Here is a 15232-nt window from a genome sequence, read left to right on the forward strand (position 1 = left end):
ATAAGCTCATGGCGCTCCGGACGCGGTTTAGTTGAGCTGAATGCGCTGCCCCCAAGGCACCTTACCACGCCCCTTGACCAGCCAGATCACCGGAAACGACGGCTCGACCGGCGGAAACTCCCCTTGGGCATCGGTGAAGTAGACCAGAAGATCCGGGCGGAGACCCTCGCGATCGATCCACTGAAAGACCGGGCGAAAGCTGGTGCCCCCGCCGCCGCGGATCGTCTCGGGCAGCCGGAAGCTCTCCCAAGGCTCGAACCGAAACGGCGCACCTTCACACAAGGCCGCATCGCAGGGCAAGAGGGTCACGCGGGCGCGCACCTGGCCCTTGAGCGCGTCGATCTCGCCGATGAATTCCTCCAGCTCCGCCGCCTGGATCGAGCCCGAGGTATCGACGGCGACAACCAGGTCGGTCTGCTGGGCACGCAGACTCGGCCTGATGAAGTCGCCGGCCCGGCGCGACGGGCGCGCGTAGCTGTAGTCCTCGCGCGAGACGGCCGTCATATAGCGGGCCAGCAGCATCCGCCAGGGCAGGCGCGGCTGCAGGAGATGGTCGATCATGCGAGCCATCTCGCGGCCGAGCTTGCCGGCCTGCTGCGCCTGTTGAGCAGCCCCGGCGAGACGCTGTTGCCATTGCACCGAGAGCGTCTCCTGCTCGTCCGGGGTCAGGGGATTGGGCTCGGGCTGGGATTGCCCGAGGCCGCTGTCGGGCCCGCCGGATTGATCGGGTTGCGCCGAGCGGTTCGCCCCCTGCCCTTCTTCGGACTCGCCCTGTTGCGATTGCGGCTGCTCCGGCTGGCGATCGAGATCCTTCTCGCTCATGCCGGAGCGGCTGCCGCCCTGCCGGCTATCGCGATCGTAGGCGTGCGTGTCCAGGGTCTCGGACTCATCGTTGTCGTCGATGAGCGGGTAGATCTCCTCGGCGGTCATGCCCTTGTAGGGCGGCATCACCAAGGCGTTCGGCGGCGGCGTCAGACCCTCGTCGATCAAGAGCGGATTGATCGCGTAATCACAGGCGAGATCCCACTTATGTTTGATGCGATGCTGTCGCCGCGCGAAATGCGACAGCGCGCAGTGCAGGGCCTCGTGCGCAAGCATGAACTGGGTCTGGTCGAGGCTCAGGCTCGCGATGTACTCGGGGTTGTAGTAGAAGGCACGCGCATCGGTCGCCGTGGTCGGGCACCACTCGGGGTTCGACGCATGCATGGGCAGGCGCAGCACCAAGGCCCCGAGAAAGGGCTTGTCCAGGATCAAGCGCGTACGGGCCGCCGCGAGCTTGGTCTCGATCACACGCCGCTCGGCATCGGATACCGCCGCGCTACCCGCACTGCCGGCACCGCTACTCATAGAGCATCACGTCGGCAACGACCGCAGCCCAATCGGCGAAGGCCGGCACCTCGAAGAGGCTGTTGCCGACCGCACGGTGCAGATCGGACACCAGCATGACACCCATCTCGCGCTGCGGAAAACGACCCGCGTAGGCGAGGATGTTGCCGATGACGCGGTCCTTGTCCGGCTCCCCCTGCGCGCGGATGGCACGCCCGACCAGGGCCGCGGCGACGGCGTATTGGAGATCGATCTCGCGCGGCACAGGCACGACCTCGCCCGCGAGAATGGCATCCAGATCCGGCATCTGATCCAGGCTGTCGACGAAGGCGGCGACCTCGATCCCCGCCGCCGGCCCGACACAGCCCTGCAAGGTGCCCTGCAGCAGCTCGGGGATGTCCTCGAACTTCTTCAGACAGCGGTGCGCGAACTCCCAGGAGCGCGGCGAGGGGAAGGCGACCGGGTTGTGCGCCGGGTCGAAATCGAACAGCAGCTCGGGGCGGAAGCGCAGAAAGCCGATGACCCGTTCGTCGATGCCCTGCGCATAGGCCCAGGCGACCCAGTCGTCCAGGTGGGTCTCGACCTCGAAGTGCGAGAAGCGGTTGGCCAGCGGCGCGGGCATGCTGTAGGTCACGCCGCGATCGCCTTGGCGATTGCCGGCCGCGAAGATCGCCCACCGGTCGGGGACGCGATACTCGCCGAGTCGCCGATCCAGGATCAGCTGATAGGCCGCCGCAGACACCGCCGGAGGCGCCGAGGTGATCTCGTCGAGAAAGAGGATCCCGGCCGACGCATGGCGCTCGGCATCCGGCAGGATGGCGGGAATCGCCCACTCCACCCGATCCCCGGCGCGGAACGGGATCCCGCGCAGATCGCTCGGCTCCATCTGCGAGAGGCGGATATCGATCATGGGCACCCGATGGCGCTCGGCGATCTGCGCGACCATTTGCGACTTTCCGACGCCCGGAGGGCCCCAGAGCATCACGGGGGTATGGTGACCTTCCGCGGTACTGGAAAACTCGCGGTCGAGGACACGGAGCAACTGGGCTGGACGCATAGCGGGTCGTCTTCCTCTTGGGTCTGGTGCGAAGGTGCCTCATCCGCGAGGCCCGGGGCGATGGCCGCCCGAGATTGGCCGGATATGGGCGCGATATCAGGTCGTCATCGCAATTGGGTTGGCATGAGAGTGGGTTTTGGCGCTCGGCTTCACAAGTCGACACCTCGCCGGGCTACAATCCGTGCCCGGCCGGGTGCGTGATCACCTTGTCACACATAAGAAAAACGCTGTATTCTTATAGCCCTTCTCGCCCCCTCATGACCCTGCGAGTCGTGCGGGCAAGGCTCCTTACGAGACTCGAGAGAGGACCCGAGGATCCGGGTCGACGCACCCGAATCCACGTCGCCAATAAGATCAAGATTTCTGAAGGCGAGGCGTTCCCAAGCCGACCCTTCGTCAACGATAAGAGCCCGGAGAGCGGACATGAACCAGTTCTATTACGACGCCGTAACCAAAATGGAACAACTCGGTGTCGACGACGAGTACATCCAAGGCTGGCAGTGCGGTTTCCTCCAGAATCCGAAGCGCGAAGAGCAGCGCCTCACCGAGGCCTACGAGGCCGGCTACGGCGACGGCGAAGAGAAGAACACCGACAATTTCGGGGACTGGGTCAAGGCCTGACCCCGATTCGGGCGAACGAAAAAGGCGGGGAGACCCGCCTTTTTTTGTGCCTGTTATTCCGAGCCTACTCGGCGACGGACAAGAGGACGCGCACCATCACGAGGTGCGAGCAGCCTCGGCGCCGAGTCGCCCCCTACCCCGCCTGCCGAAGCGTCTGCAAAGGCGGGCGAATCAACAACGGATAGGTCGCCAAGGTCCCGGCGATGCCGATCAAGGCCCCGGAGCCGAAGACACCGATCAGCCAGAGCATCGGATTGAAGCTGAAGGTCAAGCCGAAGAGCTGCTCGGCCAGAAGCCAGCCGGTCAGCTCCGCGAAGATGGAGGCCAGCGCCCCCGCGAGGATGCCCGCCGCGGTGAACTCCACGGCCAGACTGGTCAGCAGCGCCCGACGTCCGGTGCCCAGTGTGCGCAGGATGCCGTGCTCGAGTCGGCGCTCCTCCAGGCTGGCTTGGATGCCTGCGTACATGACCAGGATCCCGGCCGCGAGCGTGAAGAGAAAGACATATTCCACCGCCATCACGCCGCGGTCGACCACCTGCCGAACCTGCGTCAGCAAGGCGTCGACGTCGAGCAGGGTCAAGCTCGGGAAGCGCTTGACCAACTCCGGCATCAAGGTCTCCCGATCCTCGGGCAGATAGAAGCTGGTGATGTAGGTCGCGGGCTCGGAGCCGAGGAGCGCGGGAGAGGAGATCACGAAGAAGTTGACGTTGAAGCTGTCCCACTGGACCTCGCGCAGGCTGGTGACGGGCGCACTCACCTCGCGACCGGAGACCAGGAAGGCGATCTCGTCGCCCAAGGCGATACCGAGCGTCTCGGCGATGCCCTCCTCGACCGAAAACTCGGGAGGTGCATCCGCGCCCGACCACCAGGCGCCGGCGACGATGCGGTTGTCGGATTGCAGGTCCGCGCCCTGGCTCAGGTTGAACTCGCGCGATGCGAGCTGCTCGGCCCGCGGATTCTCGTAGTCGGACGGGACGATCTCGCGGTCGTTGATCCGCACCAGCCGGCCGCGGATCATTGGGTAGATGGCCGACTCGCCCAGCCCCCCCTCGCGCAGGAACTGGCCAAGCGGCTCGACATCCTGCGGCTGGATGTTGATCAGAAAGTGATTCGGCGCACCTTCGGGCAAGGTCTCCTGCCAGGCCGCGAGCAGATCGACGCGCACCACCGCCAGCAACAGCAAGGCGAGGATGCCGAGCCCCAGGCCGGAGATCTGCAGGACGGCGGCGGAGGGGCGCCGCGCCAGGGCCGCAAGCCCGAGTCGCCAGACCCCGCGGGCACGCCCGGCGAGGCCGCCGGCGAGACGCACCAGCACGAGCACCGTGATGACCAGGCTCGCGACCGCACCGAGCACGCCGGCCATCAGCTTCCAGGCCAATTGGAAATCATCCGCCTGCCAGATGATCAAGAGGGCCAGGGCCGATGCGGCGCCGACCACCGTCAGGATGGCCGAGCCGCGCGGAGCACCCAGATCGCGACGCAGCGCACGCAACGGCGAGACCTGCGCCAGTTGAAACAGGGGTGGCAGCGCAAAGCCCAGGAGCGCGACCAGACCCGTCGCCACGCCGACGACGACGGGCGCAAGCGAGGGCGTCGGCAGATCCGTCGCGAACCACTCCGAGAGCAGGCTCATCAGCCCGAGCTGTCCCAGCCAGCCGAGCAGACAGCCCACCAGGCTGGCGACCAGACCGAAGAGCACCAGCCGCATCATGAAGACCCGCATCAGCAGGTGATTGGGCGCACCCAGACAGCGCATCACGGCGACGGCATCGGTCTGGCGCTCGACGAAGCGACGGCTGGCCAGGGCGATGGCGGCCCCGGCGACCAGCAAGGTGACGAGTGTGGCCAGATGCAGGAAACGCGAGGCACGATCGACCGCGGATTCGAATTCGGGTCGGGCGGTGCTGCCGTCGATCAGATCGATGTTGACCGGCAGACCGGCCTCGATGGCCCTTTTGAAGCGCTCGACGGCCGTAGCCTCGCCGGCGACCAGAAGGCGATGCTCGGCCCGACTCGCCTCGGTGATCAATCCGGTCGCCGCGAGATCCGCCTGGCTCAGCATGACCCGCGGGGCCAGCGCAAAGAGCGCACCGCCGCGGTCCGGCTCGTTGCTCAGGATGGCGCCCATGCGCAGACGCGACTCGCCGAGTCCGACCTCGTCGCCGAGCGCCGCACCGAGCAGGGGCAGGAGACGCGACTCCACCCAGACCTCGCCGGGCGGCGGTCCCGTCTCGACCTCGCGATCCGGCGCGTCGAAGGCATCGCGGACGCTCAATCGCCCGCGCAAGGGATAAGCGGTGTCGACGGCCTTCACCTGGACGAGCTGCGGCCCGCCCTCGCCCACCACGACACTGCGAAACTCGATGATCTCCGCGGTGGTCAGACCCAAGCGATCCGCCTGCTCTCGGTAGTCGGCGGGCAGCGGGGTGGCCGACTCGAGGGCGAGATCGGCCGCGATCAGCTCCCCGCCCTGACGGGCCATGGCGCTTTCGACACGATCGGTGAAGAAACCGACCGCAGTGATGGCGGCAACGGTCAAGATCAAAGCCGAGGCGAGCAGATAGAGCTCGCCGCTGCGCCAGTCCTGACCCAGCAGTCGCAGGGTGATCCGCCAGGTCTTCACGAGCCTTGCTCCAGGTGGCCGGCGGTCATGTGCAGACGACGATCGCAGCGCTCGGCCAGACGCGGGTCATGGGTGACCAGCACCAGTGCCGCACCGGCGTCGCTGCGCAGGTCCAAAAGGAGGTCGATGATGTGCTCGCCGGTGACCTGGTCGAGGTTTCCGGTCGGCTCGTCGGCAAACAGCACCTCGGGACGCGGGGCATAGGCCCGAGCGATCGCGACACGCTGCTGCTCACCGCCCGAGAGCTGACGCGGATAGTGTCGGGCACGCGGGGTCAGACCGACCCGATCCAGGGCCTCGTCGGCGCGGCGTGCGGCGTCGCGCGTCCCGGTCAGCTCGAGCGGAAGCAGCACGTTCTCGCGCGCGGTCAGGGTCGGCAGGAGCTGGAAGTTCTGGAAGACGAAGCCGACTCGCCCGCTGCGCAGCGCCGCGCGTCCGTCCTCGTCGAGATCGTCGACGCGCTGACCGCACAGCCACACCTCGCCCGACGTGGCACTGTCGAGACCGGCCAAGAGCCCCAATAATGTGGACTTGCCCGAGCCGGATGCACCGAGGATGGCCACCGCCTCGCCGGCCTGGATCTCCAGGTCGAGGCGCTCCAAGATGGTCAAGCCGCCGGCCGGCCCCGTAACATGCTTCCCCACTGCGACCGCTTTCGACACGGCCCGAGGTCTTTGTCCCGACATGATCCGTCTACTCCTGCTGACCTGTATGTTGTTGCCCGCCCTGACGCTCGGAAAAACCGCGAACGACGCGTCGGCCAACTCGCCGGTCATGCCGCCGGTGATCCTGATCCTCGGCGACAGCCTGAGTGCGAGCTATGGTTTGGATCGCAAGAGCGGCTGGGTGTCGCTCCTCGAGGAGCGTCTGCGCGAGCGTGGAATGGCCTACCGCGTCGTGAATGCGAGCGTCTCGGGCGATACGACAGCCGGTGGCCTGACGCGGCTCGGTGCGCTGCTCGATGACCACGCACCCGCGATCGTTCTCATCGAGCTCGGTGCAAACGACGGCTTGCGCGGGCTGGGATTCGAGGTCATCCGCAACAATCTAACGACGCTGGTGGAGCGCAGCAGCGCGGCCGGCAGCCGAGTCGTCGTGACCGGCTTGCGTCTCCCGCCCAACTACGGTGCGGCTTACACCGACGGCTTTCAAGCGGTGTTCCGGGAGGTCGCCGAGACCGAATCCGTCCCCTTGGTGCCGGATCTGCTCGCCGGAGTCGCCGAGGATTGGGATCTGATGCAGGCCGACGGACTGCACCCGACCGCCGAGGCGCAGCCGCGTATCCTGGACAACGTCTGGCCGATCTTGGAGCCGCTGCTGGAGGCGAGTCGATAGGTCGCGGCGGCGCGCCTTGCGCGCCCCCCGTAGCCACCCTATTCGTGTCCACTTCTCCCGGTCTCACCGCCGGATCAGGGTACAATCTCAAGCATAGAAACGTCCCGTCTCGGGACCACCGGAGTCATCCATGCATCGCATCACCATCGTCGGTTCCGGATTCGCCGGCCTCACCGCCGTCCAAAGCATCCGACGCACAGCTCCCGACGCCGAGATCACCCTCGTCAGCGCGAAGCCCGAATTCATCTATTATCCAGGCCTGATTTGGGTCCCCTGCGGCATCCGCAGCGGCGAGGATCTGCGCATCGATCTGCGCCCCTTCTTCAAGCGCATGCGGGTGCGCCATCTCGCCGGAGAGGCGACCGGACTGAGCGCGGACGGGCGCACGCTCGAGACCACCGCCGGCCCGGTCGAGAACGACGGACTCATCATCGGCAGCGGCGGACGCTTCATCAAGAAGCTTCCCGGCATCGAGCATGCCATCACACCCTGCGAGGGCATCGCCGCCGCGGAGGCGATCCGCGATCGCGTCAAGGCGATGGACGGCGGCAGCATCGCCATGGGCTTCGCCGGCAACCCCAACGAGCCGAGCTCGATGCGCGGCGGACCCATCTTCGAGTTTATCTTCGGGATGGATAGCCAACTGCGCAAGGAAGGGCGTCGGGACCGTTTCCGCCTGCACTTCTTCACCCCGGCTGAGCGACCCGGCAACCGGCTCGGCCCGAAGGCGGTCGACGGCATCCTCGCGGAGATGAAGCGCCGCGGCATCGAGACCCATCTGGGCCACAAGCTCAAGTCGTTCTCGGAGTCGAAGGTGACGACCGAGGGCGGGGAATTCGACGCCGACCTGATCCTCTTCATGCCGGGTATGACCGGCAACAGCTGGTTCGACAACACCGCCCTGCCGCGCTCGCCGGGCGGGCTGTTGCAGGCGGATGCACATTGCCGGGTCGCCGGCTACGAGCGGGTCTATGTCGCAGGTGATTCGGGCAGTTTTCCCGGTCCTGACTGGATGCCGAAGCAGGCCCACATGGCGGACCTGCAAGCGCGCGCGGCGGTGAAGAATCTGCTCGGCGAGCTGCAGGGCCGCGCGCCGAGCGAGACCTTCAAGGTCGAGCTGGTCTGCATCGTGGACGCCAACGATACGGGCATGCTGGTCGCGCGCACCGAAAAGAACAACTGGGTGCTCCCTTCGACACGGCTCTTCCATTGGATGAAGCTGGGTTTCGAATGGTGGTATCTGCGCCCCTACCGTTAGGCAGGACACGACATGAGCACGCGACCCAACATCATTCTTTCGACGACGGATGCCGAGCGGCTGGAGCGGCTTCTGGACTCCGTCGATGACGCCGAGTTTCCCGGCAAAGCAGACCTGGAGGCCGAGCTCTCTCGGGCAATCGTGGTGGATGCGAAGGATATTCCGCCCAAGGTCGTCACCATGCGATCGACCGTGAAGTTTCGCATCGAGTTATCCTCGGAGGAACGTTGTTTGACGCTCGTCTACCCGAGCGACGTCGATGACAGCGGTCGGACCATCTCGATCCTCGCCCCGGTCGGAAGCGCCCTGCTGGGCCTGTCCGAGGGCGACGAGATCGACTGGCCGAAACCGGGCGGAGGCACGCTGCGCGTGCGTATCGACGAGGTGACCTACCAACCCGAGCGCGCGGGCGAATACCACCGCTGAGCCCCTCGAAAAGCAGCCTGACCGCAAGGAACGCCTGGGTTTTCCCCGCCTGAGGTCTGCCGCGCGGCTCGCCCGACGGACGAGTCGCGCAACCATCACGTCACCCTGTTCTTGCCTTCGGCTCCGATGCCCGAGCTTTGGCCGATCGGGCCGCCGGACGGCGTCGGGTCCGGGGCGACTTCGAGATCTTCGTAGAGGCGGTGCAGCTGGACGACCTCGGTCGACTTCTTTCGCAGACGCAGGTTAAGCATCTCCACCATGAAGGAGAAGGCCATCGCGAAGTAGAGGTAGCCCTTGGGCACCTCCTGCCCCGTGCCCTCCGCGACCAGCGCGACGCCAACCAAGACCAGGAACGACAGAGCCAACATCTTCACGGTCGGGTGGCGATCGACGAACTCGCCGATCGGCTTGGCCGCGAACATCATGACCGCAATCGCGATGACGATCGCGGCGACCATGACGCTGACCTCGTCCGCCAGGCCGATCGCCGTGATCACCGAGTCCAGCGAGAAGACGATGTCGATGATGGCGATCTGGACAATCACGAGCGGAAGGAGCGTGGCGACATGCTTGGGAGCCTGATGCTCCTCGCCCCCTTCCAGGCTGCCGTGGATCTCCATCACCGCCTTGTAGATCAGGAAGAGACCGCCGAGCAGGAGGACCAGATCACGGCCCGAGACGGGATGCCCCATCACCTCGAACCAGGGCTCCACGAGGCGCGCCAGCCAAGCGATCGACAGCAGCAGCAGGATGCGTGTCCCCATAGCTGCCAACAGGCCGAACTGGCGGGCAAAGGGGCGCTGATGCTCGGGCAGATTCGAGACCAGCAAGGTCAGGAAGATGATGTTGTCGATGCCCAAGACGATCTCGAGCACCGTCAGCGTCAACAGGGCGCTCCAGAGATTGATATCCCATAACCATTCCATACGAATTCGTGACCTTGCGAGGTTGTTGCCGACGTGGAAGGCTCACCACCGACACTCAAGATCGGTGATGCCGATGTGCGGTCCGGCGATGCGGTGTCTCGCCTGGCCCTTCGAGATCCTGCAGGATCAACAGCGAGGGGGCGACGACCGTGCAAAATGATCGCATACCCCGGGCGACACGAACATCCTGCAACCCGCCCGACCGCCGTGCTCGAGGCCGGGCAGACACATCTATATTCATTGATCTATTACATCAAAAACATCGATTATTATCGAAGTCTTTACAGCATTAACCTCCGGATCTCATCCCGATCATCCAAGCCCCCGTCCGGGACCCTGGAGGCACGATGTCTGCGTTTTCCAACCTGCTGATCCCGGCCGTGCTCTTCTTCGCACTGGGCTTCATCGCACGTCTGATCAAATCGGATCTGCGCTTTCCGCCCGATCTGGCGAAGATCCTGTCCATCTACCTGCTGGTCTCCATCGGCCTGCACGGCGGCGTGGAATTGGCGAAGGCGGATCTCGGCGAAGCCTTGGCCGCAGTGATCTGGGCGCTCCTGCTCGGCCTCCTGCTGCCGATCATCGGCTTCGGGCTCTTGCTCGCAACGCGCCGGGTCGGTCTGCTCGATGCCGCCGCGATCGCCGCGCATTACGGCTCGGTCAGCGCCGGAACCTTCTTGACCGCAATCGCCTTCCTCGGCAGCCAAGGGATCGAGTACGAGCGTTATCCCTTGATCATGCTCGCGATCATGGAGTCACCGGCCATCGTCGTCGGTCTCTTGCTCGCGAGCTGGAGCCGGGGGCGCGTCGCCAAGGCCGCACCGGATCGCGGCGCGCCTCGCGCCGACCGCGGGACGGGTCACATGGGCGACATCCTGCGCGAAGCCTTCACGAACGGCAGTGTGGTGCTTCTGATCGGGTCGATGCTGATCGGGGCCATCGCGAACCCGAAGGCGATGGAGTCGCTGCACCCCTTCACCACCGACATCTTTATGGGCATGCTCTGCCTCTTCCTGCTGGAGATGGGACTCGAGGCAGGGCGGCGCTTCGGCGACTTCCGGCGCGTCGGGTTGGCCCTCGGCGCCTTCGGACTGGTGATGCCGCTGATCGGCGGCGTCATCGGCGTGCTGGTCGGACACCTGATGCTCGGTTTCGGCGTCGGCGGCACGACGCTGGTCGGGGTGCTCGGTGCAAGCGCCTCCTACATCGCGGTCCCGCCCGCGATGCGCTTGGCGGTACCGGAGGCCAATCCGTCGTTTTATCTGACCTTGTCGCTCGGCGTGACTTTCCCGTTCAATGTCGTCTTCGGCATCCCGATCTATCACCAGCTGGCCCTGCTGGTGGCCGGCGGGGCCTGATCGACGCACGCGGCGCGGCCACCCGCGTGTCCCGTCGGACGTTCTCATCGCAAGCCGCAGGAGCCTACGCAGATGCACCGCCTTGTCCCTGAAAAACTCGTCACCGTCATCACCACCGACGTGCTCGAGCACCGCCTGATCGCCGCGGTGCGTCGCCGCGGCGCAAGTGGCTATACCCTGCTGCGTGCTCGCGGCGCCGGTTCCGACGGGTTGCAGTCGGGCAACCTGGAGATCGACACGAACCTGCTTCTGAAGGTCATCCTGCCGCCGGAGCGCATGTCCGGCCTGCTCGATGATCTGGACGCGCTGATCGGCCAGGGCTACCACCTGACGGTGTTCGTGGCCGATGTCGCGGTGCTCGATCATGAGAAATTCGAGCGTCCGATGGAAACCTGAGAGCGCCGAATCAACCGGCTTCATCGGGCGTCTGTCGACCCAAGACCGAGCGCACGAAAGGCGGGCTTGGCGCTGACCGGAATCACCCTCGCGGTCCTGTTCGCCAGGCATCACGTCAACGGCCGAAGCAAGGCCAACGGCGGTTAGGCGATCGGTTCGGCGCGGCGCCGATCCCAATGGGCCGCCAGGCGCTTGCGGGCATAGTCCAGACCGAACAGCACCGGGATGCCGAGCCAGGCGAGCGCATAGATCGCCGGGGCGACCGGGCCGGTGTGCAGGACGGACTGAACGGCCGGAACATAGAGGATGGCCCAGGAGAAGAGGATCTCGGTCGCGATTCCCAAGAGCAGCAGAGGGTTGGCGAGCAGACCGCAATCCAGGCCGCTGTGTCGCAACGACCTTCGGCCGACGACGTTGCCGATCTGCATCAGGACGATGCTGGCCAGAGTGATTCCCGTCGCCGAGTGATAGAGGGGCGCGTTCTGCGCCAGCTCTTGCCCCCAGCGCCAGCCGCCCTCGTGCAGAACCAGGAAGAAGAGACTCAGTGACCAGGCGGCCTGAATCAGGCCAAGAAACAGGTAAGCCGTCAGCATCAGTCGCGGTGAGAGCAGGCGCTCATCAAGGCGCCGCGGCGGCTGTTGCATCAGGTCTCGCTCGGGCGTCTCCCGGCCCAGCCCGATGGCGGGCAGCATGTCGGTCCCCAGGTCGATCGCCAGGATTTGGACAATGGTCAGCGCCAGCGGAATCGGCAGCAGGATATAGAGCAGGACGGGCACGATCTCCGGGATATTGCTGGCCAGGACATAGGTCGTGAAGCGCTGCATGTTGCGGAAGACGGCGCGCCCCTCCTCGATGCCCGCAACGATCGATGCGAAGTTGTCGTCGAGCAGCACGATGTCGGCCGCCTCGCGCGCCACGTCGGTCCCGCTCGCGCCCATCGCGATGCCGACATCGGCCGCCTTGAGCGCGGGGGTGTCGTTGACGCCGTCGCCGGTCATGGCGACGACCTGACCCAGACGCTTGAGCGCGAGGACGATCTTCATCTTCTGCTCGGGCGTAGTGCGGGCGAAGACGGTCACCCCCTCGCGCAGGCGCGCGACCAACTGCTGCTCGCGTAAGCGCTCCAGCTCGGCGCCGTGCAGGATCCGCCCCTCGGCGGGCTCGTCCGGGCGCAGGATGCCGCAGGCCCGCGCGACCGCCTCGGCCGTGTCGGGATGGTCGCCGGTAATGAGGAGCACGCGCACACCCGCGGTCTGGCAGCGGGCCACGGCGCCGGGAACCTCTGGGCGGATGGGATCATCGAGCGCCAGGAAGCCGTGCAGCACGAGACTGCGCCCCAAGGACTCCTCCGGCGCCTGCGGATCGGGCAACCGATCGAGCACCCGCGAGGCGACCGCGATCACGCGCCGACCCTGCGCCGAGAGACGATGCACGACCGTGTCGCACGCCAAGAGCCGCGGCTCGTCGACGGCGACGGTAAGGCCTTCGCCGTCGACGAGCCCATTCACCATGGGCCGCAGCGACTCCCAGGCCCCTTTGATCGCGAACCGCGCCTGCGAGCCATCGGCGAAGACACCCGCCTCGCGCCGTTTGGCCAAATCGAACGGAAAGTGACGACGCGTCTCGACGAGGATCGCGTCCGGCTGCCTGAACAGCTCTCTGTGGCGCTCGGCGATGGCCACATCCAGCGGATCGCCGGACCAGCCCGGATCCCCGTGCAGCGCTGTCCGCGCCCGCCGGACCTGGGAGGCGATCAGCGCGGCCTCGAGGAGTGCGCGCAGCGCGTCGGGATCCTCGATCGGCAGCCCCCGCACCGGATCGACCAGCGCCGCAATCACCAACCGGTTGTAGGTCAGGGTGCCTGTCTTGTCGGTGCAGACGGTGTGAACGGCACCGAGCGACTCGACCGCCTCGAGGTTTTTGACGAGCACCTGTTTGCGCGCCATGCGCAGACTGGCCATCGAGAGCGCCAGCGTCAGGGTCGGCAGCAGACCCTCGGGGACGTTGGCCACGATGATGCCGAGCATGAAGACGATGCTGACCCAGAGCGAGCGACCGGCGGCAATCCCCGCGACGAAAAACACCAGCGCCATCAGCACCGCGATCAGGGTCAGCACCCGGACCATCCGGTTGGTCTCGCGCTCCAGCGGGGAGGGCGGTCGACGCACATCGCGCGCGAGGGCCGCGATCTTGCCCAGCTCCGTGCGATGGCCGGTCGCGAAGGTGACTGCGGTCCCGTTGCCGCGCAGCAGGCTGCAGCCGGCGAACGCGATGTTGGAACTCTCGATCAGTCGGCCCTTGGCGGGCCGGGTCGCCAGCGGCTGCGAGCGGGATTCACCCGTCAAGGGTGCATTGTTGGCCAGCAGATCGTCCGCCTCGACCAGTCGCGCGTCGGCCGCGACACGGTCACCCTCTTCCAGAAGCATGACATCGCCCGGCACCAGATCCTCGGCCGACACCGTGCATTCGATGCCCTCGCGGCGCACGCGCACGCGCTGCGGCAGAAAGCGGCGCAGCGCATCCATGGCGCGCTCGGCCCGCATCTCCTGCGCGAAGGCGAACACGGCGTTGAGGACCGAGACGCCGAGCAACGCCCAGCCGAGCACGCGCATGCCCTCGCCGGGCTGGATCGCCTCGGCGACGAAACAGACGACGGAGGCGATGTCGAGCAGGATGCTGAAGAAGTTGACGACATGCTTGAACAAGACCCGCACCCAGCGCCATCGCGGGGGCGGTTGCAGGCGATTCGGACCGATCTCGGCCCGTCGCGCGGCGACCTCGCTCTGCGTCAGTCCGGAGGGGCGGCTGCGCAACAGGTCGAAGACCCGCTCCGAGACGACCTCATGGATCTGGGCCCCGTCCGCCATCAGGCCGCTCCGCGGTAGATGGCGACGTCGCAGCTCGCGTCGCGCAGAATCTGCTCGACCGGATCGCCGTACAAGAACCGCTCGGCTGGATGGCGTTCGGACACCCCCAGATACACCAGTCGCGACTTGGTGCGGTGCGCCGCGATCAGGATCTCGCGCGCCACCTGGTCCGAGACCACGACCTTGGCGTCCATCACCTCGGGCCCCAGCCCGAGCTGCTCGACGATCTCCTGCTCGATGCGCTCGCAGTAGGCTTGGCCCGGCGCGAGGAGGCGTTCGGCCAGCTCATGCGACATCCGTAGAAACCGCCGGCGGCCGACCCGTACGATCAAGACGATATGCAGGCGCGTCACTTGCGGGGCGAAGAGCCTCAGGAACGGCATGCCCGAGCGAAAGCCGTCCGGGCGCTCGGTGACCGGAATCAGCAACCGCCGCGGCGATCCCAGCAAGCCCGGATGGACCACACGCACGGCCAGGACGTTGCAGTGACCCGAGCGCAGCAGCCGTCCCGCGATCGTCTCGCGCAGAGCACCGTGGCCCGGCGCCCGAGCCGGCACGCCGCACAGCAGGAAATGCTCCGGACCGGCGGGGACGGCGGAGCGGATCGCACTCTCAAGACCCCGTTCGGCGGGCGGTAGGATCTCCTCGATGAGCCGGACCCTCTGATGCTCGCATTCCCGTCGAATCCGTCCCAGCTTGTCCTCGAGGATCGTCGGCAGGATCTGTCCGCCGCGAAAGTGGATCAACCGCAAGGTCCGGTCGTGCTGAGCAGACGCCAATTGGACGGCGTAATGGCTGACCCAGTCTCCGTTGATGGAACCGTCGTAGGCGAAATGAAGCATAGCGACCGTCCGCCGCGCCTGGATCGATCGGGGGATCGGGGCCCTGCCGCGGTCACCGACCCGAAGCGCCGCCGGGACGATAAGTGCTCAAGCGAATGCGTTGTCCCCCTCGAAAGAATTATGGCAGACCATGGCGAGGCCGGACCGGGGCGTTGGCGAGCCGGCCCTGCGGCACACGGCAACTGCTCGGCATAGAC

Annotated in this window: 13 protein-coding genes; 6 read left to right on the forward strand and 7 right to left on the reverse strand. The window is 66.4% G+C overall.

Annotated elements, in window-relative coordinates; translation table 11 throughout:
* Positions 1-27: 27 nt before the first annotated feature.
* The gene (locus tag BLV04_RS11375) at positions 28-1347 is read right to left on the reverse strand and encodes a vWA domain-containing protein (protein WP_093031692.1); all 1320 of its coding nucleotides are present in this window, start codon (positions 1345-1347) and stop codon (positions 28-30) included.
* Positions 1340-2383 (reverse strand): AAA family ATPase, encoded by a 1044-nt coding sequence (locus tag BLV04_RS11380; RefSeq protein WP_093031695.1) that lies wholly within the window; start codon positions 2381-2383, stop codon positions 1340-1342. The genes BLV04_RS11375 and BLV04_RS11380 overlap by 8 nt, the downstream gene beginning before the upstream one ends.
* Before the next feature lie 423 nt (positions 2384-2806).
* Here BLV04_RS11380 and BLV04_RS11385 point away from each other — a divergent pair, with 423 nt between their 5' ends.
* Positions 2807-3004 (forward strand): Alvin_2107 family globule sulfur oxidation protein, encoded by a 198-nt coding sequence (locus BLV04_RS11385; RefSeq protein WP_093031698.1) that lies wholly within the window; start codon positions 2807-2809, stop codon positions 3002-3004.
* A 133-nt stretch (positions 3005-3137) separates the two neighbouring features.
* Here BLV04_RS11385 and BLV04_RS11390 read toward each other — a convergent pair whose 3' ends face one another.
* Both BLV04_RS11390 and BLV04_RS11395 read right to left on the reverse strand, forming a co-directional pair.
* Entirely contained in the window at positions 3138-5627 is a 2490-nt protein-coding gene (locus tag BLV04_RS11390) for an ABC transporter permease (RefSeq protein ID WP_093031701.1), read from the reverse strand.
* Positions 5624-6313, reverse strand: a complete 690-nt coding sequence (locus BLV04_RS11395) for an ABC transporter ATP-binding protein (RefSeq protein ID WP_093031704.1) — start codon at positions 6311-6313, stop codon at positions 5624-5626. The genes BLV04_RS11390 and BLV04_RS11395 overlap by 4 nt, the downstream gene beginning before the upstream one ends.
* Here BLV04_RS11395 and BLV04_RS11400 point away from each other — a divergent pair.
* The 3 genes from BLV04_RS11400 (at position 6312) to rnk (ending at position 8646) form a co-directional block, all read left to right on the forward strand.
* Positions 6312-6962 carry an arylesterase gene (locus BLV04_RS11400; RefSeq protein ID WP_175534598.1) on the forward strand — a complete coding sequence of 217 codons (651 nt, stop codon included), beginning with the start codon at positions 6312-6314 and terminating at the stop codon, positions 6960-6962. The two genes, BLV04_RS11395 and BLV04_RS11400, sit on opposite strands and share 2 nt — an antisense overlap.
* A 130-nt stretch (positions 6963-7092) precedes the next feature.
* On the forward strand, positions 7093-8220 hold the full coding sequence (locus tag BLV04_RS11405; protein WP_093031707.1) for an NAD(P)/FAD-dependent oxidoreductase: 1128 nt from the start codon (positions 7093-7095) through the stop codon (positions 8218-8220).
* A 12-nt stretch (positions 8221-8232) separates the two neighbouring features.
* Positions 8233-8646 carry a nucleoside diphosphate kinase regulator gene (gene rnk, locus BLV04_RS11410; RefSeq protein ID WP_093031710.1) on the forward strand — a complete coding sequence of 138 codons (414 nt, stop codon included), beginning with the start codon at positions 8233-8235 and terminating at the stop codon, positions 8644-8646.
* 95 nt (positions 8647-8741) lie between these two features.
* Here the strand turns inward: rnk and BLV04_RS11415 are convergent, their stop codons facing one another.
* A complete protein-coding gene (locus BLV04_RS11415) occupies positions 8742-9572 on the reverse strand; it encodes a TerC family protein (protein ID WP_093031713.1) in 831 nt (276 codons plus the stop codon).
* A 347-nt stretch (positions 9573-9919) separates the two neighbouring features.
* On the opposite strand from BLV04_RS11415, the gene BLV04_RS11420 reads away from it, so the two are divergent.
* Together BLV04_RS11420 and BLV04_RS11425 are read left to right on the forward strand one after the other, a co-directional pair.
* Positions 9920-10930, forward strand: a complete 1011-nt coding sequence (locus tag BLV04_RS11420) for a sodium-dependent bicarbonate transport family permease (RefSeq protein WP_093031716.1) — start codon at positions 9920-9922, stop codon at positions 10928-10930.
* Positions 10931-11002: 72 nt separating this feature from the next.
* The gene (locus BLV04_RS11425; protein ID WP_093031720.1) at positions 11003-11326 is read left to right on the forward strand and encodes a P-II family nitrogen regulator; all 324 of its coding nucleotides are present in this window, start codon (positions 11003-11005) and stop codon (positions 11324-11326) included.
* 143 nt (positions 11327-11469) lie between these two features.
* On the opposite strand, the gene BLV04_RS11430 is transcribed toward BLV04_RS11425, so the two are convergent.
* Positions 11470-14193 (reverse strand): cation-translocating P-type ATPase, encoded by a 2724-nt coding sequence (locus BLV04_RS11430; protein WP_093031723.1) that lies wholly within the window; start codon positions 14191-14193, stop codon positions 11470-11472.
* On the reverse strand, positions 14193-15035 hold the full coding sequence (locus tag BLV04_RS11435) for a universal stress protein (RefSeq protein ID WP_093031726.1): 843 nt from the start codon (positions 15033-15035) through the stop codon (positions 14193-14195). The genes BLV04_RS11430 and BLV04_RS11435 overlap by 1 nt, the downstream gene beginning before the upstream one ends.
* Between the last annotated feature and the right edge of the window lie 197 nt (positions 15036-15232).

The sequence above is a fragment of the Thiocapsa roseopersicina genome (assembly GCF_900106925.1).
Taxonomy (GTDB): Bacteria; Pseudomonadota; Gammaproteobacteria; order Chromatiales; family Chromatiaceae; genus Thiocapsa; species Thiocapsa roseopersicina.